The organism is Bacillus sp. V26 (assembly GCF_034296245.1).
GTDB lineage: Bacteria > Bacillota > Bacilli > Bacillales > Bacillaceae > Bacillus > Bacillus halotolerans.
The window spans coordinates 168,051-192,923 of the sequence record NZ_JAXKQF010000006.1 but is presented as its reverse complement, the minus strand read 5'-3'; the positions used below and the strand labels follow the sequence as shown (position 1 = coordinate 192,923).

Genomic DNA, 24,873 nt, shown 5'->3' with positions numbered 1-24,873 from the left:
AGCAGACTTCTTCAGGAATCTGCTGTTTTGATCACATGATCAAATTATTCGATAGAGTGATAGATAAGATCGAAATTACAACACTGAGAAAATTTAAAACTATCCCCAGACAAACAACTATTAGTAAAAGACAAATTAAAACCTTAAACGTTTATATTTCATCTACTATTCTTGAGATAAATAATTGAAATTCGTTTCTTTACATTCAGGAAGGTTTTTGTCAATTTTTAAAGTGGACAATAACTCTTGAACATATTCACGAATAGCTAGCATATCAAATGGGAAATTGAAATTAAATTCCTCTGTAACAGTTAAAGTGTCCATTACATATGAACAATTATGTTTCATACCCAATAGATCATCATTAAAACGTAGCACAGCTTGAAATGATGAATCAGGTAGCTCAAAGTGAGAAATCAAATAAACATTAATATTGTTACCTTCTTCAGAATCTGGCAATCTTTCATCAACGTATAATAAAAAAGCACATCTCTCATCATCGTTTAATTCTACTTGAAAGAATTCAAAATCTCTTAATCTCAATAAACGTTTAAATCTCGTATTTAAAATTCTCATTTTCAATATCTCCGTTTTTATTTTAAGCTGTTACTAACGATTTCCATTGAAACATAGAAGAGGTATAATACGCAATTTCCCATTAAAAGGTTTATTGAGTCATGTTTCCGAACGAAAGGTTTTTCCTATTTCTTTTCCTAAACCAAAATAGTGTCTGAAATTATAAATAAGCGGACTCCATTTTGAAGGGTCAATGTGGTTGTCGTTCAATATAATCTTTTCCTCGGCATGAAAATGTAAAGCTTGTGTTTCCACAATCGCAAATGATGGTTCGTAATCTGGTATCCGAATATGTTTCACTTCTGCTTCTATTTGGATAGGGCACTCTTTAATTCTTGTTGGTGCTACTGTCATTGATGGTAAAGGTGTTAACCCTGCCGCTTCGTATTTCTCTTTTTTGTAAGTAAACCCGAGCTGTTTCTTCAAAGGCGGGATATTCTTTTTTCCGCTAAAAGACGAAATTCTTTCAACGTTTTTCCATAAATCGGGGCTGGGCAAGTTAATGACACATTCTTTGTGTCTCTTTATATTTTCAATAGCTTTTCCTCCTAGTCCTACTCCCAGAACAATATAGTTTCCAAGCGCCCAAGAGGAAGACATCGGACTAATATTGGTGGTTCCATCTTCATTCAAAGTGGAAAGAAGGAATGTTGACGTGCCATAGTACATAATGTTTGGTTTGATTTCTTTAAAATGAAGGGTGTCTTGTTTTTCACTGTTCAACGCTTAATGCCTCCTAATCATTATTTATTCATATTGTAAAGGTTTAACATTTCAACTATCATCGAAATATGAATGTAAGGAGGAGAATGATGAATCCTAATATTGCAAAGGTTGCTTCGTTACTATCTGACCCCACGCGTTCTTCTATTCTTTTGAGCCTTATGGATGGAAGAATACACCCTGCTGGAGAGCTTGCATATTTCGCTAAAATCAAGCCTCAAACTGCAAGCTTTCACCTGCAAAAATTACTTGAAGCACAGCTCATCAGTGTAGAGAAGCATGGAAGACATCGGTATTATAAATTGGCTAGCGCCGATGCTGCAAAAGTGATCGAACAATTGCTCAGTATTTCGCCTGATTCAAAAGTGAAGTCTTTCAATGATTCAAAAGAAAAAAGTGATTTACACTTTGCCCGTACCTGTTATGATCATCTGGCTGGTTATATCGGCGTGCAAGTGACACATTCATTAGTCGAGCAGGGCTTCTTACGAAAAACGGATTTACACTTTGAGGTGACTTCAGAAGGCTCTTTGTTTTTAAAGGATTTTGGAGTCGACGAAGAAAAACAAAGAAATAAGAGGAGAGCTTTTGCGCTTTGCTGTTTAGATTGGAGCGAGCGGCAGCATCATTTAGCAGGCGCTTTGGGACATGCATTATTAGACAGGATGCTAGAACAACAATGGATTGTGCGTATGCCTAAAACTAGAGCTATTAAGGTTACACAAAGCGGAAAAGCTGCATTTGAGAAATACTTTAAATTGAGTATCTAAGATGTGAATAGAAAATTTTACCGTTGAAGGGCTCAAACAATAAAAAAATGGCCATTGCCGGCGGCAGAGGCTTTTGCTGAACTTGTTTTATATTCGTTTGGTGAATCTGAACAGGAGTCTCTCGTTGGTATGTCCGGTGAATAGACAGGATGTTGGAAAAGGAGGAGTTGGTATGCTCACTCCTTTTGATATTCGTCATCCATCAAACTGCGGCTGAAACCTTGGGTTTTACAAACTTTATGAAAATGCCCCGGACTAAAGGGCCCATTATGAATAATTGCAATGGATAGGCTAAGATAAAGTTTTTCAGAACGATCATAAGGTAAGCGCTGAATAGGCTGTTCTCGTTAAGTCCATTCGATAAAGCTGCCGTGATTAATCCGAAAACAGACATACAAAGTACCATACCAACCACCATACAAGTCGACATGGCAAGAACCATATATAATTTCTTAGACTTGTCGAACGGCATTTTGAATGTCATTTTTCTTGCGAGCGGTCCGACTAAAAGTAAATCTAACAGTAACGCTACAATAAATCCAATGATCATCTCAAAAGCTGTAACCCATGAAAAATTACGAATGGCTCCGTTGATCACTGCATTGTAAATCGACATGACGCAGACCATCCCAAAGCACATCATCACGCCAAAGATAAGGCCTTCTTTTTTATTTGCTGGCATACAATCAATCCTTCTCTCAATAATCGGTGATTAGTATACCAATGAATCACACATGCTCATAAGTGACAAATTTGTGAACAATTTATTGGCCGGAATCGCCTTCTTTTGTCATCAGCACATGCGGAATGCCATCCAATATAAATTCCTCTGATGCTGTCTGATAGCCGAGCTTTTCATAAAAGCCTGCTGCCTGTGTCTGACCGTGCAGTTTACATGTATAAATGCTTTTTTCTTTTACAATACGTTCTAACTCATCGACAATCACTTTCCCTAACCCGAATTTGCGATAGGGCTTCAGAATACAGATTCTTTCCAGTTTGCCTGCGTGATCAACGATACGCACACGCGCTGTGCCGACCGGCTGTTGTTCATGGTAAACCAGAATGTGCTCGCAATCTCCATGGAGTGTATCGAATTCATCGAACTCGTCGGAAACTGGACAGCCTTGTTCCTCAACAAATACTGTCTTTCTGATGTCAAACGCTGTATGTAAATCATGTTCTGTCGTTATTCTCTTCACATTCATGATTGATCCTCCTCTTTATCAGAAAAATGGCTGATGACATACTGTTTAAAGGTCTCTGCCACCGGGGATAAAAATCTCCCTTCTATCCAGGCGATTCCTATGACGCGCTGACATTCCGGCCAGCTGACCCGAATCTTTGTGATTTTGCTTTGGTCTAACCCTTTAAGATCGGGCAGAATGGATATGCCAAGACCGGCTGCCACAAAACCTGCCGCGGTGGCTGCTTCTTCACCCTCAAACATAATGTTCGGTTGAATGTCCGCTTTCTCAAACAATTCATCAACCGTCATGCGAAGCGCATATCCTTTTTTCAATAAAATGAAACGCTCATCCGCGACTTCAGTCAGGGCAATGCTTTCGCGATGAGATAACGGATGGTTGTTTGGCACAAATACAAACAGTTCTTCGCTCCATAATTGTATCCAGCGGATCAGTTTTTCAGGCTTGATGGAGGCAAGGAGACAGAGATCCAAATCTCCGGATTTTAATCGTTCAAGCAGCCAATATGAATGGTTTTGCTTCAGCTGGAAGGTAATGTCCGGATATTTCTGCTGAAAGCTGCCGATTAAATCGGGAACCAGCGTTGTTCCTAATGTATGTAAAAAACCGAGAGACACTTCGCCTTGGTCAGGCTGCAACAAAGCCTGGATTTCTTCTTTCCCTTCGGTATACTCCTTCATCATGGCATGAACGCGTCTTAAAAATATTTCTCCGTATTTGTTTAGTTTAATCGAACGTCCTTGCCTGTCGAATAGCGGGACGCCTAAATGGTTTTCGAGTCTGGCGATTGAGCGTGAAAGCGCAGGCTGTGTGATCGACAGACTTTGTGCCGCCTTCGTGACGTGCTGCATGCGGGCCAGTGTTTGAAAATATTCAAGTTGTTCCCATTCCAAATCGTCATCCCCTCCTACATTACATTTAAGCATGAAATGGATATTTATTATGCATTATACAACATATATCAACGGTGCTAAGATAAATGTATAAACAGACTCGAGGATGTTTGAAATCGCAAGAATTAAAGGATGGGTGTTTATGGAGTGCAGTCTTCAACAAAATGGTGAGGGGCAGATAAAGTCCCGATGACATACATTCAAAAAGGCACACCGGCTTTTCGGAAAATTACGTTTGCTTTCTTTGCCGCGGGTTTTAATACATTTGCCATTCTGTATTGTGTACAGCCGCTTATGGAGGAATTTACGCGGGAGTTTCATGTGACACCTACAACAGCGAGTCTTTCTTTATCTGCTACAACAATGCTCTTAGCTGTCAGCATGCTTGTTTTCGGTTCGTTGTCAGAGGTATGGGGACGTAAGCCAATTATGGCTGTATCCATGCTGGCCGCATCCGTTCTCTGTCTGGCGTCGGCCTTCAGCCCGAATTTTCATACGCTGCTCGTATTGAGAACCATTCAAGGGATTGCGCTCGCTGGCCTCCCTTCGATTGCGATGGCTTATCTTGGAGAAGAAATTGAACCCGGAAGCCTGGGGTCGGCGATGGGGCTGTATATCAGCGGAAACGCGATCGGCGCCGTTTTTGGAAGGATTGTTTCAGGGCTCTTGAGTGAGTACTTTACTTGGCATATAGCGATGGGGTCAATTGGTGTGATTAGTTTGATAGCAAGTATGATATTTTTTATGAATTTGCCTCAATCGACCCATTTTACGCCGAGAAAACTTGAGATCGGGCAGTTGGGAATGTCTTTAATCAGCCACTTGAAGGACCGGAAACTGTTAAGCTTGTTCTTCATTGGTTTTTTGCTTCTCGGAAGCAATGTTGCATTGTTCAACTACATTGCGTATGTGCTGTTAGCGCCGCCGTATTCCTTTAACAAAGCGATTGTCAGCTGGATATTTATTGTGATGATTGTCGGGATTTTCAGCTCGTCTTTTATTGGAAGAATGGTCGATCAATACGGTTATCATAAAATACTGATGATGAATATTTTTATCGTGATCACAGGTGCATTATTAACGTTAAACGGCGTATTAGCAGTAAAAATTTTGGGGATTGCCCTTTTTACCTTTGGTTTCTTTGGAGGGCATTCAGTCGCCAGCAGCTGGGTTGGACGGAGAGCCCTGCATAACAAGGCGCAGGCCTCATCGCTTTATTTGTTCTTTTATTACGCAGGTTCAAGTATTTGCGGAACAGTCGGCGGCGTGTTTTGGTCTGCTTTTCATTGGCTGGGTGTCGTCGGTATGATCACGTTCATGCTGCTATTTGCCTTCGTGCTGTCGGTATTTCTGGCAAGGAGTGAAAACGTGTCGGGCAGCGCGCTATGACTGATTTAACATGTCCTGAGGTGCAGGCAGTAAATTGAAATGATGGTAACAAAAAAAGGACCTCTGGCAGGTCCTTTTCTTATTGGCTGTTGTTCCAATGGGCCGGGATCTTTAAAGTAGGCGGAAGCTTTGTGCGAGGATTGCCTTTTGCAGCGTTCACTTGTGCCTGCGTTAGAAAAATGCTTCCTGTCAGGTCAGCTCCGCTTAAATCAGCATCTCTGAGATCAGAGCCGATGAAATCTGTCATTCTCAGATCAGAATGTCTCAGGTCGGCTGCTATGAGCAGTGCTCCTCTGAAGTTTGCTCCTCGTAGATCAAGCCCTTTCAGTTTCGCGCCGATCAGGGCGCTTCCCCGGCTGATTTTTTTCGGGAGTTTTTGATTGCGGGCTTGGGCACGCACCAGCTCGCTCGTTTTTAACAGCCATTCATTAACCTCAGCTCTATGCTCAGGCACATGTAGGTTCAGCAGGTTTTCCGCACTGAGCCTGGTGAGTTTGTCCGTCTTTTCGAAACAAGCCCGCAACTTACGATGAATCGGCTTGGCTGCCTCTATAGAAAGAGCTTCATGTAAATACCAAAGCATCTCATGCAGCTGCTGCATAATTGGAAAAACGTCAAACATCTCTTTCGCGGATTCCGGGTTGTTTCGCCAATCCTTTCCCTCATAAGTAATTTGGGATACCTTTTGACCGGCGCCAAAGCATTCATAAGCTGAGCAGCCTTGAAATCCTTTTTCTCTAAGAGCTTCATGTATGGCACATTGATAGTTTGATTGTAAGTTGCGGCAAGGCGTTCCGCCATCTTTATCAAAAGCAAAATCGGCCGATTTCGCATAAGGCAAGGCAACACAGCACAGGCCAAAACAATGTTGGCAATCTGCGCTTATCTCATGCTGTCTATTGTCATGTAATGTGAATTCCACAGACAATATCGTTCACCCCTTCACTCGGGAACTTTGTCAAATATAGGTTTTGTTCGTACTATTTGCATTATATAGGAAATAGGTATACTTTTCATTTTATTTTTTCATGATCAACCCCTCAAACAATGTATAATATATCCAACCGTGACGATGGGGAGGGAACCTTTTGGAACAGCAAATTAAAGAGATCATTTCTGCTTGTGATGTGGCAATCCGGAACGAAGATTTTGATACACTAATGAATTACTATACAGAGGATGCCATTTTAGTTGTGAAGCCTGGCATGATCGCACGCGGTAAAGAAGAAATCAAAAAAGCGTTTATTGCGATCGCAAATTATTTCAATAATCAGCTTGTCCCGACGCAAGGGGAAATGGTCATTTTGGAAGCAGGCGACACTGCTCTGGTCCTTTCTCAAACGCTGCTTGAATCGGATAAAAAGGATTCCGAGTATGCGATGGAAAGAAGGGCGACCTATGTGTTTAAGAAGAATATGCAAGGTGAGTGGCTTTGTGCAATTGATAATTCATATGGTACGGATTTAATTTAGTTTATAGTGCTTAGACATTCTGAAACAAGACGGGCTGCATGTGATCTGCTGTGTACTTTTCCTGCATATAATGATTCATGAAGGTGAATAGGAAAGGGTGAATTCAATTGAATCCATACAACAGCAGAATGGCACCTTATTGGGTTTATCATCGCGGAGAATCAACGCTTTACCAGTATCCATATATCTATAGGCAGCCCGGTTTCTCGCGCGTCATTATTACTGCAGCGCGGGGTGATGTGACGGGAGATGGAGTCGCTGATGAAGTCTTCCTTACTGGCAATCAAACGTCAGGCAGTCCGCTATGGAGAAATATCACTTTGGTGATACGTGACGGCAAAACACATCAGGAACGGCAAATCCAGCTTCATAACAATATCGGATACAATCCGTCACTTTTTCTGGCTGATGTGACAGGCAATCAAACGGAAGATGTGGCTGTTGTAATCGATACCGGGGGAAGCGGAGGCTCTATATATGCGTATGTATTTGCCTATATGAACCGGCAGTTCAGGCAGATTTTCAATTCGGATTCTTTTAATGATGAATTCAAGTACAGTGTGAGCTATCTAAATCAATATAAAGCGAGCGTGTTCAGTCAACGCCAGCATGAACAATATATACTTGATCTTACCTACAAAGGCAGAGACTATTTGAATGAAATTTATACGAATCAGGGTGTTTTAAAAGCGCCGATAGAAGGCTGGGTTAATCCTTTATCCGGCTTGTATCCGGTTGATTTCAACAGAGACGGCGTATACGAATTGCTGGCGTATCAGCGGATCGCCGGAAGGTATAACGCCGACTCATTGGGATATGTTCAAACCGTATTGAAATGGAACGGGCGGAATTTTGGCGTTGACCGGCAGAATGTATCGATTGTTGGCGGTGCCGCAACTTGAGTAGAGAGAATGCGTTTTCTCCCTATAGAGTGGCAAAGACTCACGCTACAGGTGTTCTGCAACGACGGTCAGATAATAAGATAAACCGGTTTGCTGCTCTTCTAACATTCCTCGATGAAAATCATCCTGCATAAAAAATCGCGTTTGTTTTACGTAATCTTCTTTGCTTGTCGGATGCCCGTTTTGATTCAGGAACGTAATATGATTCATGACATGCTCTTGCACGGCAGGGTCATGATACGTCACGCCGCTTCTTAAAAAATCAGCCATTCCATCAAGAAAATGTTTTGCCTCTATCGCCATTTTGTTCATTTCATCTACATTGATAGCGTGGGTATCTACTTCAAAATCGTAATGCTCTTTTAAATGGTCATTTTGTTCCGCTAAAGATTGTTTCCATTCGTCAGCGGTTTCAAATCCTATAAACATTACCTTATGATCCATGTTCTCACCTTTTCTTGTGTATTCTAAAGACATATTGACCGTTTGAACGAAGTGCTGGTACTTTTTAATTTTCTTTTCAAATAGCTTTTTTTGCTTTTCTAATGTGCCAGTTCTGTCAGCATCCTCATCTAATAACCTTTTTATTTCTGACAAAGGAATATCTAATTCTTTGTAAAAAAGGATTTCCTGCAGTCTTTTTAGCTCGTCGGCACAATAGTACCGATATCCGGCTTCGCTGATTTCTTTTGGGACCAGCAAGCCGATTTTGTGGTAGTGATAAAGCGTTTTGATTGTCACGTTCGCAATGTGCGACAGTTCTTTTACTGTTACCTTCACAGCTCAATTCCTCCTTCCTCTATCACTATGAGGCCTTACCTTTGGTTGGAGTCAAGAATAAAAATGATGTTATGTTTACCCGGAGAGAATGGGATATAGCCCCCGAGAAAGCTGTTATATGATTAAAGAAAAGAGTGCTTGCACACAAGCACTCTTTACTCCAACTTAATTCTTTTCACATCTCCTAGCACAAACACGTAAAAAATCAGCCCGAGCAGCAATACAAAACCGGCAACCAGAAAGCTGAGTGTAAAGGAACCAGTCACATCAAACAAATATCCCGTGAGTGAAGCGGCGATTATGCCTCCGAATAGGTTATTTGCCAAGTTTACCATGGAACTCAGCATGGAAACGGAGCCAATCGGGGCCAGTTCTGCGGAGATGGACCAGCCGACCGGAGCCGTTGCAGAAACGCCGGCGAGGCCGATTGAAATGCAGATAATCGCGACGGTGATATTATTCGTCAAAATGGAGCCTAAAAAGAAAAAGCCGAAGCTCATCCCTACAATGATCACGGTTCGGTACACCTTGGTGTTGGAATAGCCTTTTTTGATAAGGTAATCGACGAGCCAGCCGCCGACCACAATGCCGGAAATGGTTGAGATCAGCCACGGCACGGCGGTGAATAAACCGGATGACATGAGATCCATTCCGTATGTATGCTTAAAGAAAGTCGGTAGCCATGTAAGCAGCAGGTTGAATGTATAGCCGTACCCCGTAAATCCGATCATTAAGCCCCATACTTTACGATTAGTGAAAAGCTTTTTTAAAAGCGGACCCGTTTTGTAAGGGATTTGCTCTGTTGTGATTGTATTGTGTTTCTGAATATAGTTTAATTCGCTTTTGGAAATGCGTTTGTGCCGTTCGGGCTGCTCATAGTACTGCCAGAAAAAGATGGTAAACAGCACATTGATGCATCCGATCGTTAAAAAGGCGACCCGCCAGTCAAAGGTTGTGACGAGAAATGCGACCAGCGGCGCTCCGATTACGTTTGAAAATTTGGCGGCTGAATCAAACAGTGAGTTCGCCAGACCCCGTTCGCTTGGCGGAAACCATAGAGCGGTTGCTTTGGAAGCGGCGGGGAACGCCGATGCGCTAGTCAGCCCAATGAGAAAACGGAACACATATAAGAGCAGTTTTCCTTGTAAAAAAGCGAGAATGATCGTTAAAATGCTCCAAACCGTCATTCCGATTCTTGTGACCCAGGCCACGCCAAACCTGTCCAATAAACTACCGACGGGCAGCTGCATCAGTGTGTACGAATATGTGTAAATCGAAAACACAATGCCGAGTTCAGTTGCTGTGAGGTGAAACGAATCTTGTATCGCCGGGGCAGCTACAGAAATGGCCACTCGATCAAAATAATTAAGAATGATAATGCCGCTCAGTAACGAAGATATATACCATCTGGTATGCCCGGGCCGTTTCACGCGCTCTTGACTCATGATGAAAACCTCCTCTGTCATAGCATGATCTCCGGATGTAAATACCATTCAAATTTTAAATACCACAGCTCTCTTTTATGTAAACGGACAGCAGGAATTTGACTGGAAAAGCCCATTGCTTTAGAATGAAAGTAATAAAAATGAACACTCCAAAGGGGAGTAGCTTTCACAGTAAAGTCGTCATTACGGGACTAGGTGTCCTCGGCTTTGCTGGCAATTTGATTGTTAGCGAGACCTTTGCCAAATCTGATTTGGTGAAGGTCTTTTTGTTTTTCTGAACTTCACCAAATCGGTGGAGTTTTTTCATTTTTATCAAAAAAGGGAGAGGAGATTCACGATGTCTAAGCTGAAGAAATGGCTGAAACGTGAAGTGGTGAAGAAGGGGCTGCCATTAGCGAAAGAGAAATTGATTCCGATCTTAAAAGAAAAAATGAAGAAGAAACGATAAGGGGGCAAACAATGAAGAAAATGGTTCTGACGGTTTTGGCCGGCGCGGGTCTTTTGGGGGCAGGCGGATGCGGAATACTGGATCAGGTGAATGACGGGCTGGATTATACAAATGAAGCGTCAGCTTATGTGGAAAAGGTGAAGACGTTTGCAGAGGAAGCGCCTGCATTGGCTGAGGAAGCTGTAAATGACACTGAGGCGAAAGAAAAACTAGAGACACAGCTTGAGTCTATTCAAAAGGCAGCGGCTGATTTTAATGAATTAACACCGCCTGATGCCGCAGCGGAGCTTCACAACACCCTGCAGGAGCATAACGACACATTGCAAAAAAGTGCGGAAGACGTCTTGCAGCAAGTGGAAGAAGGAAAGGTATCGCTTGAGGAATTGGAGCAATCCGAATTGGTCCAAAACGCTAAGCAAATGACTGATGTGATGGGGCAAATTGAAAAGCTAGGCGAATAAGAAAAAGCATCCCGGGAGCGGGATGCTTTTTTACTATTCTGCAATCGCGTCTGTTAACACAGGAACGACTTGTTTTTTACGAGAAACAACGCCTTTAAGAAGGGCTGTATTGTTTTCTAATGTGACGTTGAATGCTTTTTCCACTTTGTCCGCTTCGTTACCGATTGCAAGTGCAAGTGAATCGTTTTCTAAGATGTCTGTGATCACAAGAAGGAACAGATCAAGGTTCTTCTCAGCCACAACTTTAGAAATCACTGCTTCTAACTCAGCTTGGCGCTTTCTCACATCTTCAATATCCACTGTGTTGACTTGTGCGATTTCGACTTTTTTGCTGCCGAGTGTGAATTCTTTTGCATCAAGAGAAATCAGCTCTTCAACTGTTTTTTTGCTTAAATCAGCGCCGGCTTTCAGCATGTTTAAGCCGTATTCTTCAGCATCTACGCCAGCGATTTCAGCAAGTTCTTTTGCTGCCGCTACGTCTTGATCAGTGCAAGTTGGAGATTTGAATAACAGAGAGTCAGAAATGATAGCAGACAGCATAAGGCCGGCAATTTCTTTCTCGATTGTTACGTTATTTTCTTTGTACATTTTGTTTAAGATTGTAGCAGTACAGCCGACAGGCTCAGCACGATAGTAAAGCGGCTCAGCTGTTTCGAAGTTTGCGATTCTGTGATGGTCGATGACTTCAAGAACCTGAACGTCTTCAATATCCTTGATGCTTTGCTGGCGTTCGTTGTGGTCAACAAGGATAACGCCGTTCACTTCGTTTGCAGCTGTTTCTACAAGACGAGGGCTTTCTTGTTTGAAGTAATCTAGCGCGTATTGTGTTTCGCCGTTGACTTGTCCAAGTCTGACAGGCTCAGCGTTGAAACCGAGTTTGTTTTTTAAATCAGCGTAAGCAATAGCAGAGCAAATCGTATCTGTGTCTGGATTTTGGTGTCCGAAAATAAGTATTTTTTCCATGATAACTCCTTATCCTTTTTTAAGTAGTGTAAACATTCTTTTTATAGTTTAACACGTCTTGCTGCGGGTGTAATCATGCAAACCCTTAAAAATTGATGTGAATAAAAAGCATTTTTTTTGAGTGGAAGAGGAAAGGTGTGTAAAATGCTGGGTAGGTCAGTTGCAAAATGATCTGTAGTATCAAAAAAGGTACTATTGGAGGGTCGAACATGAGCCGAAAAAACAATATTTATCCGAACAAAGAAGGCTGTCCAGTTGAATTTACACTAGATGTCATTGGCGGAAAGTGGAAAGGAATCCTTTTTTATCACATGATAGATGGCAAGAAACGGTTCAATGAGTTTCGCAAAATCTGCCCGAGTATTACCCAACGAATGCTGACCCTGCAGCTTCGGGAGCTTGAAGCGGATGGCATTGTTCATCGCGAAGTTTATCACCAGGTGCCGCCCAAGGTTGAGTATTCTCTGACAGAATTCGGGCGAACGCTTGAGCCGATTGTATTGCAAATGAAAGAATGGGGCGACGCCAACCGAGAAGTACTGGAGGCGCGTCGTTCGAACAGTTTATTAAAAGAACAGCAGAAGTAGCAGCAAAGGGAGAGCCTTTGCTGCTTCTTTTATTTCATCGAAATGGCTTTATTGGCGTTTCTGACGTCATTTTTTAACAGATCAGAAAGGTTGTAAGATGGGTAGTATCCATGCTGATACATGTATTGATAAACCTGCGCATGCAACTTAATGGCAGCGTTTAGCTGTTTGACAAGTACGGTTCTTAATTGAGGTGTTGCTGTTTCTGTAATGGCGATGGCATAGCTGCGGACAGATGTTTTGGCAAAGCCGAGCAGGTCACCGCTGTAAAATGGGTTATCAGCGCGCTCTTCTTCTTCATCATCGCGAGGCATCGGCGCCTGAGGGAAGAACGGGAGAAGCTCTCTTAAGTTTTGCTCAACGGCCTGAATGGACACGCTATAAAGCTGTCTGAGCTGAGGGTCTCTAACTTCTCTAATCATTTTCTTCAGTTTAATGAGCCCGTTTGCCTGAAAAGCAACCAGCTCATGCATCTCTAATGTTTCATGCCAAGCCAACGTTCTGCGTTCATCCATGTAACAAATCTCCTTTATCAATCAGATTCTGTATCAGCATATGCCCAACGTTCAATGTTGTTCATGATGTTTTGAAGTTTTTAAAAAGGGAAATTCACCTTATATAGGATACGGGTTGAGAACATCCAAAAAGAGGTGAAACACGATGTGGGACATGATAAAGAACTTTTTCTTGTTTAGCAGCGGCGTTCTGCAAGCAACAACCCTTTTACTTGTGATTTTAATATTTGTGTATGTCAGAAAAACGAAGAAGAAAAACAAAGAATCTTCTGGTTTTATGGATGATAAAGAATAAGAAGTGAGGGGCATTCTTTTAAAGAATGTCTTTTCGTTTGCAATGTTTCACATGAAACATTGGCGTCATTTTACTTGCGATTTGGACTTATGTTAAAATATAAAAGTAATTTTAGAGATGATATGAAAACATTGGTGCAAAACATGTTGCGGCGATGAAAAAAAGAGCAGTCGTTTATGCTGCTCTTTTCTATTCGTATGTTCAGTATGATACGAGGTGACTAAGTGAAACAAACAAGAGCATTAATGGAAGGTGCTATTTTAATCAGTTTGTTTGCGATCATCACACTGTTGGTCGTTTATGTTCCATTGATTGGAACAATTCTGTTATTTGCGCTGCCGCTGCCTATGATCCTTTATACGATCAGACACGGATTGAAATTAGGATTATGGATGGGCGCTGTCAGTCTTCCTGTTGTCTTTATTGTCGGGTCCTTTAACGGACTGATTGTAGCTTTTATGTCAGCTTGTGCGGGCATTGCCATGGGGCATTTTTTCAAAAAAAGAGAACCCGGTCATGCTATTATTTCGGGTGCCCTGATTTATATGCTTTGTATCGTGTTCTATTTTGTGATAAGCATTCAGTTTTTGGGTATCAATATCATTGATGAAGCAATGACACAATACCGGCAATCACTCGATATCGTTGAATCTGTTTTGAAACAATCGGGTAATGCTGAAGAGCTTGAGAAACAAATGAAACTGATGGAAGAACAATTGAGTACGGTTCAATATCTTTTTCCAACAGCTATCGTGATGGTAGGAGCCATTTTTTCTTTCCTCAGTTACCTTATCGCTAAGCCGCTCTTGAGGCGATTCTCCCCCGATATTCCTAGTCTAAAGCCTTTTAGAGAGTTGAAGTTTCCGCAAAGTGTTGTGGTACTGTATTTGTTGATTGTCATTCTTTCATTTCTGCCTTTAGAAAAAGGCCAAATGCTGTACTCTATCGCTTTAAATGGGGAGTTTATACTCGGGTTTCTTATTTTTATCCAGGGTTTATCATTTATCTTTTTCTATTGCCATAAGAAAAAATATCCGAAGGCAGTCGCCGTCATTGCAGTCATTCTTTGTTTTCTGCATCCGATTTTTATGGCAGCCATTCGCATTTTAGGCGTTATGGACATGGGCTTTAACATAAGGAATAAGGTGAAGTGAATATGAGTTGTACTCACATGGTGGGGAGTGATAGAAATGCCAAGCTTTTATGAAAAACCGTTGTTTCGGTATCCCATCTATGCATTGATTGCTTTGTCAATCATTACAATCCTCATCAGCTTTTATTTTAACTGGATCATAGGAACCGTCGAAGTGTTGCTGCTTGCAGTTATACTGTTTTTTATAAAACGCGCGGATTCTCTTATTCGAAAAGAGATAGACGCTTATATTTCTACGCTATCCTACAGGTTGAAAAAAGTCGGTGAAGAGGCATTGATGGAAATGCCGATCGGCATCATGCTTTTTAATGATCAATACTATATAGAATGGGCAAATCCGTTTCTCTCTTCTTGCTTTAATGAAAGTACTTTAGTGGGGAGATCACTTTATGATACTTGTGAATCAGTTGTGCCGCTCATCAAACAAGAGGTAGAATCGGAAACGGTTACATTGAATGACCGAAAATTTAAAGTGGTCATCAAACGGGATGAGCGTCTGCTTTATTTCTTCGATGTGACGGAACAGATACAGATTGAAAAGCAATATGAAAATGAAAGAACTGTGCTGGCCTATATTTTCCTTGATAACTATGATGATGTGACGCAAGGATTAGACGACCAGACGAGAAGCACGATGAACAGCCAAGTGACATCTTTGCTCAACGCTTGGGCGCAAGAGTATGGAATATTCCTGAAAAGGACTTCATCAGAACGTTTCATCGCTGTGCTTAATGAACACATTTTAACCGAACTTGAAAATTCGAAGTTTTCGATTCTGGATGAGGTACGGGAAAAAACTTCATTTGACGGCGTTGCGCTGACCTTAAGCGTTGGTGTCGGAGCTTCGGTCTCATCGCTGAAAGAGCTTGGCGATTTGGCGCAATCCAGTCTGGACTTAGCGCTGGGCCGCGGCGGAGACCAGGTAGCCATTAAGCTGCCAAACGGAAAAGTGAAGTTTTACGGCGGTAAAACGAACCCGATGGAGAAGCGAACAAGGGTGCGCGCCCGCGTGATTTCTCATGCTTTAAAAGAAATCGTTTCTGAAAGCAGCAATGTGATTATCATGGGACACAAATTCCCCGACATGGATTCTATCGGCGCGGCGATCGGGATATTAAAGGTGTCACAGGCAAATAACAAAGATGGATTTATTGTGATTGATCCGAATCAAATCGGTTCAAGTGTGCAGCGCTTGATTGAGGAAATTAAAAAATATGAAGATCTGTGGTCCAGGTTTATTACGCCTGAAGAAGCGATGGAAATTGCCAATGACGACACGCTGCTTGTCATCGTGGATACACATAAGCCGTCGCTTGTCATGGAAGAACGGCTGGTAAACAAAATTGAACATATTGTGGTCATCGACCATCACCGCAGAGGCGAAGAATTTATCAGAGACCCGCTGCTCGTCTATATGGAGCCGTACGCTTCATCAACAGCGGAATTGGTGACAGAGCTGCTAGAGTATCAGCCGAAGCGCTTAAAAATCAATATGATTGAAGCAACCGCCCTATTAGCTGGTATAATAGTGGATACAAAGAGCTTTTCACTCCGCACTGGCTCGCGGACCTTTGATGCAGCTTCATATTTAAGAGCGAAAGGCGCCGATACGGTGCTTGTGCAGAAGTTCCTCAAAGAAACCGTTGATTCCTATATTAAACGGGCGAAGCTGATCCAGCATACGGCCCTCTATAAAGAGAACATCGCGATTGCGTCTCTGCCTGAGAATGAGGATGAATATTTCGATCAAGTACTGATTGCGCAGGCTGCGGATTCACTGCTGTCGATGAGCGAGGTTGAGGCTTCATTTGCGGTAGCTAGACGTGATGAACAAACTGTTTGTATCAGTGCGCGGTCTCTTGGCGATGTGAATGTTCAGATCATCATGGAGGCGCTGGAAGGCGGAGGACATTTAACAAATGCGGCGACTCAGTTATCCGGCATTTCAGTAACAGAAGCGCTGGAGCGGCTGAAAGGCGCCATAGATGAGTATTTTGAGGGAGGCGTACAAAGATGAAGGTTATTTTCTTACAGGATGTAAAAGGAAAAGGAAAAAAAGGTGAAGTGAAAAACGTAGCAGACGGTTATGCGCATAACTTTCTGATTAAAAAAGGCCTCGCGGTTGAAGCGAACGCGTCAAACATCAGTGTACTAAACGGTCAAAAGCAGAAAGAGAAAAAAGAAGCTATCGCAGAGCTTGAGCAGGCAAAGAGCTTAAAAGAAACATTAGAAAAACTGACTGTTGAGCTCAGCGCAAAATCAGGTGAAGGCGGCCGTTTGTTCGGCTCTGTCACAAGCAAGCAAATTACTGAACAGCTTCAAAAAGACCATAACATCAAAGTGGATAAGCGGAAGCTGGAACTGCCGGACGGCATCCGTGCGTTAGGATATACAAACGTTCCTGTGAAATTGCATCCTGAAGTGCAGGCTGTGTTAAAGGTACATGTGAAAGAAGAAGCTTAATAGAAAAGAGGCTTGGATTGATCCAAGCCTCTTTTTTTATTCTGCGAGATAAAGGGTTTGCTGGCTTTCTCCGCCTGGTCCACGTTTCATGCCTTGCTGGCTGCTTGTGCTGCTCGAGGAACTGCTGTACTCGTCAGAAGATATAACTTGGCCGTGTTTCTTTATCCAAGAAACGAGTTCAGTATTGCCTGAGTTAGCTTCTGACAGCAGGAAGTATTTCACTTTGCCCTCATTGACCAGTTTTTTCAGCTCAGAGACAGTCAGAATCGGATCTGTGCCGTTGAAGCCGCCGAGTGCCATGACAGATTCATCTGTATTGATGATATATGGCGCAGCCGTTACGGTTGTCAACGCAGCAAATAAATACTCTTCGCCAGTATTATGCTCTCTCAGATAAGACAGGAGACCGGTGTCCATTTCTGAGGAGAACATGTTTCCTCCGTTTGCCGAGCTTTTAAGCTGCGGGCCGGATTCAGGAAGAACGCTGTTGCCCCCGTATAAAAGCGGCGTTGCTGACCAGTAGATTGGTGCGAGCAGCAGCACACATAAGCTGACTATGGTTAGCTGTTTGCCAAAAGGATGACTGGGTTTGAGCATGAGCAGAGCAATGGTGATGCCGAGTCCAGCGAGTCCAAGTACATACATCCAACCACTGCCGATTTGGCTTGTATAAGCACTCAAAATATACACTTGGAATGCGGCTGTGATGAAGACGGCCGCTGGCAGCAGGCAGCTTGACCAATCTTTATTGTTTTTGTATAAGCGATACATTGTATACCATCCAATACCGGAAAGTGCGGCAATCGGCGGTGCCAGCATAATCAAGTAATACTGGTGGAAGAATCCCGCGATGCTGAAGAAACCTGCCACAGGTACGAGCCATGCTGTCCAGAATATCGTTTCCTTCATTTCCGTAGCCTGACCGCGGCGATCACGGTACCAGCTGACAATTACACCTAATAACCCGATCAATGCGAATGGAAGCATCCAGCTGATCTGGCCGGAAAGAGCAGATTGGAAGAGACGAAGCGGTCCTGCATCACCTGTGCCGAACATGTTCATGCTTTTTCCGCCGCCACCGCCGGGTCCTCCATTTCCTGGTCCGCCTGTTGGAGGTGTGCCGCCCCCTCCATTGGAAGTGCCGTTTTGTCCAGAAGGCGGCTGAGGTGCATTGCCCCCGAAGGAACCGGTGCTGTTTTGATTTCCATCTGCCTTGCTGTTTCCGTTCTGAGATGAAGAGGTTCCGTCAGAGGACTCATTGTGATTTGGCGCTTGCATCGTGCCATTATTCTGCATGTTACCGCCGCCTGCGCCATTCATATCACTGCGTGCAAGGCCGGTGGTTTGCCCAAGCAGCCGCTCTGTGCCGTTATATCCGAAGGCGAGTTCTAACACAGAGTTTGTCTGGCTGCTTCCGATATATGGCCGGCTGGAGGAGGATGTTGAATCCACAATAACCGCCCATGAGAGCGATATACCGGTTAGGAGGATAAGAGACAGAATCAGCGATCCTGTTTTTTTCTTTAGCGAAATCCGAGAAGCAATCAGGTAGAATAACACAAATGCAGGCAATACCATAAAGGCTTGCATCATTTTCATATTAAATGCAAGGCCGATCAGGCCAAAAGCTGTCAGGAGCCAAACAAGCTTGCCTTGTTTGACCGCCCGAAGCAGGCATGATGAACCGAGCAATAAGGTAAAGACAAGCATGCTGTCAATGTTGTTTGTCCGGCTGACGGCGACTGCGATCGGTGTCAGCGCCATGACAAGCGCGGCGGCGCGGGCCGCTCCAATGCCAAATGTCGGTTTGATCATTCTGTACAGAAGGAATACCGATCCAACCCCGGCGAGAGCCTGAGGAATGATGACACTCCACGTATGAACACCAAAGATCAGCGCGAAGATCGTTTGAATCCATAACACAACTGGCGGCTTATCCACTGTTACAAATCCGGAAGGGTCAAATGATGCATAGAAGAAATTGTGGAAGCTTTGCGTCATGCTTTTCACCGCTGCCAGATAGTATTGGTTCGCGGCGTCATCCTGCCAAATGTGATAGGTGTTGAGAAAAGCCGCTGCAAGCAAAATAACAATAAGGACTGTGTCGAAACGTTTGGTTTTCATCGTTTTTCACCTCTTTATGATGTCTTATTGTAAAAAACAAATATGAAAAACTTATGAATAAACCATAAAGATTCAAAGAATGTCTGACAGTTTTTCGATAAAAAAAGAGGCGGAGACATCTTCCCCGCCCTTTTTCTACGCTGAATTTCTCTTTCTCTCTGTCTGAAGGACGTATCGATCGCGTCCAGCCCCAAGTCCTGCTGTTCCCATGACGATTAAAGCAGCAATAAGAAGCACAATCGGCATTGTCCATGAATGTGCCTGATCAAAGAGATACCCGACAAAGATCGGCCCGACGGCAGCAAGAAGGTAGCCAAATGACTGTGACATGCCCGACAGCGCTGCAGCCTGATACGCATTTTCACTGCGGAGCCCAATGAGAGTGAGTGCCAGACTAATGCTGGAGCCTTGTCCGATACCGATAATCACCATCCAGATGGCAAGCATAGCATGGCTGCCGCCCGTTAATAATCCGCATAGACCGATCAGATAGACTGCGGTCAGCGCTGCAACGATCCCGCGCTGATGTTTCACGCGGTCAGCTAAAACCGGTGTCAGAAAAGTGGAAGGCAGACTCGCAAATTGCATGAGTGATACAAGCCATCCGGCGGTTGACGTATCAATCCCGTGTGAACGGAGAATCTCAGGAAACCAGGCAATACTGCTGTAAAATAAAAATGATTGCAGGCCCATGAAGATGGTGACGAACCATGCCACTTTGGAAGCCCAAATCGGACTGGTTTTAAGCTGCGGCGTCTGGTTGGACGCATCCCGATGGCGAAGCTGAGGTATCCAAATCAGCAAGGCTAGAAATGCCAAGCCTCCCCATAAAAGAAATCCCTGTTTCCATCCGCCATCCAACTGGGACGCTAAAGGAACGCTGATACCTGATGCTAAAGCAGCGAATATATTCATAGATGTCGTATACAGGCTGATCATGATCCCTGGCTTTTCAGGGTATTTATGTTTGATTAAGCTTGGCAAAAGTACGTTTCCGATCGCAATTCCGATTCCGATGAGTGCCGTTCCGAAAAACAAAGCGGGGGTATAGCCGGCAGATCGAATCAAAACACCGATAAACAGTATCAGGAGACCAAGCCATAAGGTTCGCTCATTTCCGAGACGCCGTCCGAGCTTAGGCGCGAGCGGAGAAAGAACGGCAAACGAAAGCAGCGGCAGTGCGGTCAAAAAACCGGCTGCCCCATTGGACATGTGCAGCTCGGTCCTGATGGAGCTGATGACCGGCCCGACTGAAGTGATTGCGGGTCTTAAGTTAAACGCGATAAAGATAATACCGGCAATCAGCCAAAACGATTGGATTTTTTTATTTTGTGGATGTGGCAAAGCAGTTACTCCTCTTTTCTAACATATACTTAATATCATTCCGATACATGTAAGCAAGTATGCGAGTGCAGGTTATGATTTGTCCTCTTTCTGCAATTCAGCCATTTGGGCAAGCAGAATATGTTGAGGCATATGCATGATCTGTTCAAGCGGCAGATTCAAAGACTCTGCAAGCTTTTGTGCAGTTTCAGCAGAAATTTGCAAAGGTCTCACAAAGATCCCTCCTCTCTTTTGTCCATTGTACAAGAATCAGATGTGAAACGTAAGAAGATATCACAAAGGGATGGTGCATTCGGAAAATGCCCCTTATAAAAGAGATAAGGAGGGTTCATCATGAACAAACCGTTATCATTATTAAAACAAATGCTGTATGAGCATCAGATAGACACAGAGAAAGCTGTCACATTGGAAGAATATATTGCATTGCGGCATAAGCTTCAGGAGCTGATGGGGAAATTTGCTTCCTTTGAAGAGTGGGAACTGTATCAAAAGGCGGCGGATCTCATGATGCGTATTGGATTCAAATGGATGGAATAGCGTGTCGCACCCGCTAAAAAAAGCCCCGCGGCAGCGAAGGCTTTCAGTTTGTTAGAAAGAGAATTCATCTTCCACATTTTTATGCTGGTCATAAATCACAAGCTTTGCCGGGCTGTTCTCTTTGGCTACCTGCTTCGCTTTTTCAATAGCGGCGTCTTTTGAGGTGTATAAAGCTGTAGGCGCCACATTCTCCACTTTGATAAACCAGCCGTCCGCATCGACGTTGGGTGTTACGGCGTATTTTTTCAGCATCATTCATTCCTCCCTCAAGATTTATCAATTTTTTTCCCAGCCTGGCACTGTCCGAAACTATCCAATCTGCTGACTGAAAAAAATGGGAAACAAAGAATTTTTCTATTTTTTTTCTGGATAAATGGTAAAATGGAGTTTGGAGATTTTTTAATGAGAGGACGGTGCTTAGCATGACAGACCTTCTGAATGATCGGCTGCCGCCGCAAAATATAGAAGCCGAACAAGCCGTGTTAGGCGCTATTTTTTTACAGCCGTCTGCTTTAACACTGGCTTCAGAGGTATTGATTCCAGATGATTTCTATAGAATGTCCCACCAAAAAATTTATAATGCGATGCTGGTGCTCGGAGACCGCGGTGAACCGGTTGATTTAGTTACGGTAACGTCAGAGCTTGCCAACACGGACCTGCTGGAAGAAGTGGGAGGCATATCGTATCTGACTGATATCGCAAACTCGGTGCCGACAGCGGCTAACATAGAATATTACGCAAAGATCGTGGAGGAAAAATCAATTCTTCGCCGGTTAATCAGAACAGCGACAACCATCGCTCAGGACGGATATACCCGCGAGGACGAGGTCGAAGATTTACTCAGTGAAGCGGAAAAAACGATTATGGAAGTGGCGCAGCGTAAAAATACAAGCGCCTTCCAAAATATCAAGGATGTCCTTGTTCAGACGTATGACAACATCGAACAGCTTCACAATCGAAAAGGCGATATTACCGGGATTCCGACAGGATTTTCTGAGCTTGATCGGATGACTGCCGGATTCCAGCGCAATGACTTAATTATTGTGGCTGCCCGTCCGTCAGTAGGGAAAACGGCCTTTGCCTTGAATATCGCACAAAACGTAGCGACGAAGACCGACGAGAGTGTAGCCATTTTCAGTCTTGAGATGGGTGCCGAGCAGCTCGTTATGCGTATGCTTTGTGCCGAGGGAAATATCAATGCCCAAAACCTTCGTACAGGAAATCTGACAGAAGAAGATTGGGGCAAGCTGACGATGGCGATGGGAAGCCTGTCTAACAGCGGGATTTATATCGATGATACACCCGGTATCCGTGTCAGTGAAATCCGCGCCAAATGCCGCCGTTTGAAGCAGGAAAGCGGTCTTGGCATGATTTTGATCGATTACTTGCAATTGATCCAGGGAAGCGGACGTTCAAAGGATAACCGTCAGCAGGAAGTATCAGAAATTTCCCGTGAACTGAAATCGATCGCCAGGGAGCTTCAAGTCCCTGTTATCGCGCTTTCTCAGCTTTCACGTGGCGTTGAGCAGCGTCAGGACAAACGTCCGATGATGTCTGACATCCGTGAATCAGGAAGTATCGAGCAGGATGCGGATATTGTCGCGTTCCTTTATCGTGATGACTACTATGACAAAGAATCTGAGAACAAAAACATTATCGAAATCATTATTGCCAAACAGCGTAATGGCCCGGTAGGAACCGTGTCTCTTGCGTTCGTAAAAGAATACAATAAATTCGTCAACCTGGAACGGCGTTTTGATGACGCAGGTGTTCCGCCTGGCGCGTAAACCCCAAGAGCTTCTTCTTGGGGTTTTTTCATCCAAAAGACTGAAGAGGAACCAGCCACTTAGCGGATGTAAAAATGAAAGCGTTTTAATAAAATGAGACAAAAAGGAGAGGGTAACAATGAGACATCGTTTTTCACAATTTCATGCCGCACAAATTCGGATAGCAAGACCGACGGGCCGGCTTGATCAGATCATTCGCTTTTATGAAGAAGGGCTGGGCTTAAAACGAATTGGTGAATTTCATCAGCATAATGGGTTTGACGGAGTCATGTTTGGCCTCCCGCATACCGATTACCACTTGGAATTCACCCAGCATGAAGAGGAAAGAACAGCCCCCGTTCCCCACCCAGACAGCCTGCTCGTCTTTTATGTGCCGAGCGAAGAAGAAATCAAAGCCATCACTGCAAAATTAAAAAGCATGGGCTACCAGGAGGCTGAACCTGAGAACCCGTACTGGAGTCATGGAGGGGTGACGATAGAGGATCCAGACGGCTGGCGGATCGTGTTCATGAACACAAAAGGGATTTCAGGCAAGTGATTCTTTCTTCTGCTAAAGGATAAAAGTTTCATGAACTTTTCAAGGCAAATCTTTAAGAAAACGCTTCTAAAGTCAATTAAAGCGAACAAATTTGGATTTACAAGAATTTAATGTTCGGATTTACAATTGACTTTCTGTTTCTTCACTGATAAACTTGATTTGTTTGAATAGAATCGTTTTTGAAAGGTTAACGGAGGTGCACGGACATGTCTTCAGTAGTTGTAGTAGGTACGCAATGGGGCGATGAAGGGAAAGGCAAAATCACAGATTTCCTGTCAGAAAATGCAGAAGTGATCGCCCGTTATCAAGGCGGAAATAACGCAGGGCACACAATCAAGTTTGACGGAGTCACATACAAGCTTCACTTAATCCCGTCTGGAATTTTCTATAAAGATAAGACGTGTGTGATCGGAAACGGAATGGTTGTAGATCCAAAAGCATTAGTCACAGAGCTTGCGTATCTTCATGAGCGCAACGTCAGTACAGATAACCTGAGAATCAGCAACAGAGCTCACGTGATTCTGCCGTATCATTTGAAGTTGGATGAAGTGGAAGAAGAGCGAAAAGGAGCAAACAAGATCGGCACAACGAAAAAAGGAATCGGCCCTGCTTATATGGATAAAGCAGCCCGTATCGGCATTCGTATCGCGGATCTTTTGGATCGTGACGCGTTTGCGGAGAAACTCGAACGCAATCTTGAAGAAAAAAACCGTCTGCTTGAGAAAATGTACGAGACAGAAGGATTTAAAATAGAAGATATCTTAGATGAGTATTATGAATACGGACAGCAGATTAAGAAATATGTCTGCGATACATCCGTTGTTTTAAATGATGCGCTAGATGAAGGACGCCGCGTGTTATTTGAAGGCGCACAAGGGGTTATGCTTGATATCGATCAAGGAACATACCCGTTTGTTACGTCATCTAACCCGGTTGCCGGCGGTGTCACCATCGGTTCAGGTGTCGGCCCGACAAAAATCCAGCACGTAGTCGGTGTCTCAAAAGCCTATACGACCCGTGTCGGCGATGGTCCTTTCCCGACTGAGCTGAAAGACGAAATCGGCGATCAAATCCGTGAAGTCGGACGTGAATACGGAACAACAACAGGCCGCCCGCGCCGTGTCGGCTGGTTTGACAGTGTCGTTGTCCGCCACGCCCGCCGTGTCAGCGGAATCACAGATCTTTCATTGAACTCAATTGATGTGTTAACAGGTATTGAAACACTGAAAATTTGTGTGGCTTACCGTTACAAAGGAGAAGTCATCGAAGAGTTCCCTGCAAGCCTTAAAGCACTTGCAGAATGTGAACCGGTTTATGAAGAAATGCCAGGCTGGACTGAGGATATCACAGGTGCGAAGAGCCTTAGCGAGCTTCCGGAAAACGCGCGCCACTATCTTGAGCGTGTGTCTCAGCTGACAGGCATTCCACTTTCTATTTTCTCTGTCGGTCCAGACCGTTCACAGACAAATGTCCTTCGCAGCGTGTACCGTGCGAACTAAG

Annotated in this window: 28 protein-coding genes; 14 read left to right on the top strand and 14 right to left on the bottom strand. The window is 43.8% G+C overall.

Annotated features, from left to right (window positions below):
• Positions 1 to 165: 165 nt before the first annotated feature.
• Positions 166 to 576, bottom strand: a complete 411-nt coding sequence (locus UJ203_RS17255; RefSeq protein WP_322012741.1) for a hypothetical protein — start codon at positions 574 to 576, stop codon at positions 166 to 168.
• Between the two features lie 99 nt (positions 577 to 675).
• A complete protein-coding gene (locus tag UJ203_RS17250) occupies positions 676 to 1,299 on the bottom strand; it encodes a flavin reductase family protein (protein ID WP_044160235.1) in 624 nt (207 codons plus the stop codon).
• An 89-nt stretch (positions 1,300 to 1,388) separates the two neighbouring features.
• Between UJ203_RS17250 and UJ203_RS17245 the strand changes: the two genes are divergently transcribed.
• Positions 1,389 to 2,069 carry a winged helix-turn-helix domain-containing protein gene (locus UJ203_RS17245; RefSeq protein ID WP_322012738.1) on the top strand — a complete coding sequence of 227 codons (681 nt, stop codon included), beginning with the start codon at positions 1,389 to 1,391 and terminating at the stop codon, positions 2,067 to 2,069.
• 202 nt (positions 2,070 to 2,271) lie between these two features.
• On the opposite strand, the gene UJ203_RS17240 is transcribed toward UJ203_RS17245, so the two are convergent.
• The 3 genes from UJ203_RS17240 to UJ203_RS17230 form a co-directional block, all read right to left on the bottom strand.
• The gene (locus UJ203_RS17240; protein ID WP_322012736.1) at positions 2,272 to 2,751 is read right to left on the bottom strand and encodes a DUF2798 domain-containing protein; all 480 of its coding nucleotides are present in this window, start codon (positions 2,749 to 2,751) and stop codon (positions 2,272 to 2,274) included.
• A gap of 82 nt (positions 2,752 to 2,833) precedes the next feature.
• A complete protein-coding gene (locus UJ203_RS17235; RefSeq protein ID WP_322012734.1) occupies positions 2,834 to 3,277 on the bottom strand; it encodes a GNAT family N-acetyltransferase in 444 nt (147 codons plus the stop codon).
• Entirely contained in the window at positions 3,274 to 4,170 is an 897-nt protein-coding gene (locus UJ203_RS17230; protein ID WP_202853285.1) for a LysR family transcriptional regulator, read from the bottom strand. The genes UJ203_RS17235 and UJ203_RS17230 overlap by 4 nt, the downstream gene beginning before the upstream one ends.
• A 189-nt stretch (positions 4,171 to 4,359) precedes the next feature.
• Here UJ203_RS17230 and UJ203_RS17225 point away from each other — a divergent pair, with 189 nt between their 5' ends.
• Positions 4,360 to 5,559: an MFS transporter gene (locus tag UJ203_RS17225; protein ID WP_322012731.1), complete on the top strand. Its 1,200-nt coding sequence runs from the start codon at positions 4,360 to 4,362 to the stop codon at positions 5,557 to 5,559.
• A gap of 79 nt (positions 5,560 to 5,638) precedes the next feature.
• Here UJ203_RS17225 and UJ203_RS17220 read toward each other — a convergent pair whose 3' ends face one another.
• Positions 5,639 to 6,487: a pentapeptide repeat-containing protein gene (locus UJ203_RS17220; RefSeq protein WP_322012729.1), complete on the bottom strand. Its 849-nt coding sequence runs from the start codon at positions 6,485 to 6,487 to the stop codon at positions 5,639 to 5,641.
• 160 nt (positions 6,488 to 6,647) lie between these two features.
• Here UJ203_RS17220 and UJ203_RS17215 point away from each other — a divergent pair, with 160 nt between their 5' ends.
• Complete coding sequence (locus UJ203_RS17215) at positions 6,648 to 7,031, top strand: YybH family protein (RefSeq protein ID WP_322012727.1); 384 nt, start codon at positions 6,648 to 6,650, stop codon at positions 7,029 to 7,031.
• 107 nt (positions 7,032 to 7,138) lie between these two features.
• Positions 7,139 to 7,933 carry a hypothetical protein gene (locus UJ203_RS17210; RefSeq protein WP_322012725.1) on the top strand — a complete coding sequence of 265 codons (795 nt, stop codon included), beginning with the start codon at positions 7,139 to 7,141 and terminating at the stop codon, positions 7,931 to 7,933.
• A gap of 45 nt (positions 7,934 to 7,978) precedes the next feature.
• Here the strand turns inward: UJ203_RS17210 and UJ203_RS17205 are convergent, their stop codons facing one another.
• Both UJ203_RS17205 and UJ203_RS17200 read right to left on the bottom strand, forming a co-directional pair.
• Entirely contained in the window at positions 7,979 to 8,713 is a 735-nt protein-coding gene (locus UJ203_RS17205) for a MerR family transcriptional regulator (protein WP_322012722.1), read from the bottom strand.
• A gap of 155 nt (positions 8,714 to 8,868) precedes the next feature.
• A complete protein-coding gene (locus tag UJ203_RS17200; protein ID WP_059292131.1) occupies positions 8,869 to 10,179 on the bottom strand; it encodes an MFS transporter in 1,311 nt (436 codons plus the stop codon).
• 438 nt (positions 10,180 to 10,617) lie between these two features.
• Between UJ203_RS17200 and UJ203_RS17195 the strand changes: the two genes are divergently transcribed.
• Positions 10,618 to 11,067, top strand: coding sequence for a DUF6376 family protein (locus tag UJ203_RS17195; protein WP_322012719.1), 450 nt, complete (start codon positions 10,618 to 10,620; stop codon positions 11,065 to 11,067).
• 33 nt (positions 11,068 to 11,100) lie between these two features.
• On the opposite strand, the gene UJ203_RS17190 is transcribed toward UJ203_RS17195, so the two are convergent.
• Positions 11,101 to 12,030, bottom strand: a complete 930-nt coding sequence (locus UJ203_RS17190) for a manganese-dependent inorganic pyrophosphatase (protein ID WP_010332614.1) — start codon at positions 12,028 to 12,030, stop codon at positions 11,101 to 11,103.
• A 209-nt stretch (positions 12,031 to 12,239) separates the two neighbouring features.
• Here UJ203_RS17190 and UJ203_RS17185 point away from each other — a divergent pair, with 209 nt between their 5' ends.
• The gene (locus tag UJ203_RS17185; protein ID WP_024123528.1) at positions 12,240 to 12,617 is read left to right on the top strand and encodes a winged helix-turn-helix transcriptional regulator; all 378 of its coding nucleotides are present in this window, start codon (positions 12,240 to 12,242) and stop codon (positions 12,615 to 12,617) included.
• A 29-nt stretch (positions 12,618 to 12,646) separates the two neighbouring features.
• Here the strand turns inward: UJ203_RS17185 and UJ203_RS17180 are convergent, their stop codons facing one another.
• Positions 12,647 to 13,132: a spore coat protein gene (locus UJ203_RS17180; RefSeq protein ID WP_105991107.1), complete on the bottom strand. Its 486-nt coding sequence runs from the start codon at positions 13,130 to 13,132 to the stop codon at positions 12,647 to 12,649.
• Positions 13,133 to 13,277: 145 nt separating this feature from the next.
• On the opposite strand from UJ203_RS17180, the gene UJ203_RS17175 reads away from it, so the two are divergent.
• The 4 genes from UJ203_RS17175 to rplI all read left to right on the top strand — a co-directional run bounded on the left by UJ203_RS17175 (position 13,278) and on the right by rplI (position 17,043).
• Complete coding sequence (locus UJ203_RS17175; protein WP_010332611.1) at positions 13,278 to 13,427, top strand: hypothetical protein; 150 nt, start codon at positions 13,278 to 13,280, stop codon at positions 13,425 to 13,427.
• A 224-nt stretch (positions 13,428 to 13,651) separates the two neighbouring features.
• Positions 13,652 to 14,581, top strand: a complete 930-nt coding sequence (locus UJ203_RS17170; RefSeq protein WP_322012713.1) for a YybS family protein — start codon at positions 13,652 to 13,654, stop codon at positions 14,579 to 14,581.
• A 36-nt stretch (positions 14,582 to 14,617) separates the two neighbouring features.
• Positions 14,618 to 16,597, top strand: coding sequence for a cyclic-di-AMP phosphodiesterase GdpP (gene gdpP / locus UJ203_RS17165; protein ID WP_024123525.1), 1,980 nt, complete (start codon positions 14,618 to 14,620; stop codon positions 16,595 to 16,597).
• Positions 16,594 to 17,043: a 50S ribosomal protein L9 gene (rplI, locus tag UJ203_RS17160; RefSeq protein WP_010332608.1), complete on the top strand. Its 450-nt coding sequence runs from the start codon at positions 16,594 to 16,596 to the stop codon at positions 17,041 to 17,043. The genes gdpP and rplI overlap by 4 nt, the downstream gene beginning before the upstream one ends.
• Before the next feature lie 36 nt (positions 17,044 to 17,079).
• On the opposite strand, the gene UJ203_RS17155 is transcribed toward rplI, so the two are convergent.
• The 3 genes from UJ203_RS17155 to UJ203_RS17145 all read right to left on the bottom strand — a co-directional run bounded on the left by UJ203_RS17155 (position 17,080) and on the right by UJ203_RS17145 (position 20,724).
• Positions 17,080 to 19,167 (bottom strand): glycosyltransferase family 39 protein, encoded by a 2,088-nt coding sequence (locus UJ203_RS17155; RefSeq protein ID WP_322012696.1) that lies wholly within the window; start codon positions 19,165 to 19,167, stop codon positions 17,080 to 17,082.
• 135 nt (positions 19,168 to 19,302) lie between these two features.
• Positions 19,303 to 20,511 carry an MFS transporter gene (locus tag UJ203_RS17150; RefSeq protein ID WP_322012694.1) on the bottom strand — a complete coding sequence of 403 codons (1,209 nt, stop codon included), beginning with the start codon at positions 20,509 to 20,511 and terminating at the stop codon, positions 19,303 to 19,305.
• Between the two features lie 72 nt (positions 20,512 to 20,583).
• Positions 20,584 to 20,724 carry a YycC family protein gene (locus UJ203_RS17145; RefSeq protein WP_322012692.1) on the bottom strand — a complete coding sequence of 47 codons (141 nt, stop codon included), beginning with the start codon at positions 20,722 to 20,724 and terminating at the stop codon, positions 20,584 to 20,586.
• 120 nt (positions 20,725 to 20,844) lie between these two features.
• Here UJ203_RS17145 and UJ203_RS17140 point away from each other — a divergent pair, with 120 nt between their 5' ends.
• On the top strand, positions 20,845 to 21,048 hold the full coding sequence (locus tag UJ203_RS17140; protein WP_059335329.1) for a hypothetical protein: 204 nt from the start codon (positions 20,845 to 20,847) through the stop codon (positions 21,046 to 21,048).
• A gap of 51 nt (positions 21,049 to 21,099) precedes the next feature.
• Here UJ203_RS17140 and UJ203_RS17135 read toward each other — a convergent pair whose 3' ends face one another.
• The gene (locus UJ203_RS17135; RefSeq protein ID WP_044160214.1) at positions 21,100 to 21,300 is read right to left on the bottom strand and encodes a DUF2188 domain-containing protein; all 201 of its coding nucleotides are present in this window, start codon (positions 21,298 to 21,300) and stop codon (positions 21,100 to 21,102) included.
• Positions 21,301 to 21,470: 170 nt separating this feature from the next.
• Between UJ203_RS17135 and dnaB the strand changes: the two genes are divergently transcribed.
• The 3 genes from dnaB (at position 21,471) to purA (ending at position 24,872) form a co-directional block, all read left to right on the top strand.
• Positions 21,471 to 22,835 (top strand): replicative DNA helicase, encoded by a 1,365-nt coding sequence (dnaB, locus tag UJ203_RS17130; RefSeq protein ID WP_024123520.1) that lies wholly within the window; start codon positions 21,471 to 21,473, stop codon positions 22,833 to 22,835.
• A 118-nt stretch (positions 22,836 to 22,953) separates the two neighbouring features.
• The gene (locus UJ203_RS17125) at positions 22,954 to 23,373 is read left to right on the top strand and encodes a VOC family protein (RefSeq protein ID WP_248337722.1); all 420 of its coding nucleotides are present in this window, start codon (positions 22,954 to 22,956) and stop codon (positions 23,371 to 23,373) included.
• A 206-nt stretch (positions 23,374 to 23,579) separates the two neighbouring features.
• Positions 23,580 to 24,872, top strand: a complete 1,293-nt coding sequence (gene purA / locus UJ203_RS17120) for an adenylosuccinate synthase (protein WP_256766555.1) — start codon at positions 23,580 to 23,582, stop codon at positions 24,870 to 24,872.
• The last annotated feature ends 1 nt before the right edge of the window (position 24,873 follow it).

Excerpts from the sequence above, each read along its gene's own strand:
- UJ203_RS17125 (WP_248337722.1), top strand. The coding sequence starts at position 22,954 with ATGAGACATCGTTTTTCACAATTTCATGCCGCACAAATTCGGATAGCA.
- UJ203_RS17190 (WP_010332614.1), bottom strand. The coding sequence starts at position 12,030 with ATGGAAAAAATACTTATTTTCGGACACCAAAATCCAGACACAGATACG.
- dnaB (WP_024123520.1), top strand. The coding sequence starts at position 21,471 with ATGACAGACCTTCTGAATGATCGGCTGCCGCCGCAAAATATAGAAGCC.
- UJ203_RS17185 (WP_024123528.1), top strand. The coding sequence starts at position 12,240 with ATGAGCCGAAAAAACAATATTTATCCGAACAAAGAAGGCTGTCCAGTT.
- UJ203_RS17245 (WP_322012738.1), top strand. The coding sequence starts at position 1,389 with ATGAATCCTAATATTGCAAAGGTTGCTTCGTTACTATCTGACCCCACG.
- gdpP (WP_024123525.1), top strand. The coding sequence starts at position 14,618 with ATGCCAAGCTTTTATGAAAAACCGTTGTTTCGGTATCCCATCTATGCA.
- UJ203_RS17140 (WP_059335329.1), top strand. The coding sequence starts at position 20,845 with ATGAACAAACCGTTATCATTATTAAAACAAATGCTGTATGAGCATCAG.
- UJ203_RS17225 (WP_322012731.1), top strand. The coding sequence starts at position 4,360 with ATGACATACATTCAAAAAGGCACACCGGCTTTTCGGAAAATTACGTTT.
- UJ203_RS17240 (WP_322012736.1), bottom strand. The coding sequence starts at position 2,751 with ATGCCAGCAAATAAAAAAGAAGGCCTTATCTTTGGCGTGATGATGTGC.
- UJ203_RS17155 (WP_322012696.1), bottom strand. The coding sequence starts at position 19,167 with ATGAAAACCAAACGTTTCGACACAGTCCTTATTGTTATTTTGCTTGCA.
- UJ203_RS17180 (WP_105991107.1), bottom strand. The coding sequence starts at position 13,132 with ATGGATGAACGCAGAACGTTGGCTTGGCATGAAACATTAGAGATGCAT.
- UJ203_RS17175 (WP_010332611.1), top strand. The coding sequence starts at position 13,278 with ATGTGGGACATGATAAAGAACTTTTTCTTGTTTAGCAGCGGCGTTCTG.
- UJ203_RS17135 (WP_044160214.1), bottom strand. The coding sequence starts at position 21,300 with ATGCTGAAAAAATACGCCGTAACACCCAACGTCGATGCGGACGGCTGG.
- purA (WP_256766555.1), top strand. The coding sequence starts at position 23,580 with ATGTCTTCAGTAGTTGTAGTAGGTACGCAATGGGGCGATGAAGGGAAA.
- UJ203_RS17195 (WP_322012719.1), top strand. The coding sequence starts at position 10,618 with ATGAAGAAAATGGTTCTGACGGTTTTGGCCGGCGCGGGTCTTTTGGGG.
- UJ203_RS17255 (WP_322012741.1), bottom strand. The coding sequence starts at position 576 with ATGAGAATTTTAAATACGAGATTTAAACGTTTATTGAGATTAAGAGAT.
- UJ203_RS17200 (WP_059292131.1), bottom strand. The coding sequence starts at position 10,179 with ATGACAGAGGAGGTTTTCATCATGAGTCAAGAGCGCGTGAAACGGCCC.
- rplI (WP_010332608.1), top strand. The coding sequence starts at position 16,594 with ATGAAGGTTATTTTCTTACAGGATGTAAAAGGAAAAGGAAAAAAAGGT.
- UJ203_RS17235 (WP_322012734.1), bottom strand. The coding sequence starts at position 3,277 with ATGAATGTGAAGAGAATAACGACAGAACATGATTTACATACAGCGTTT.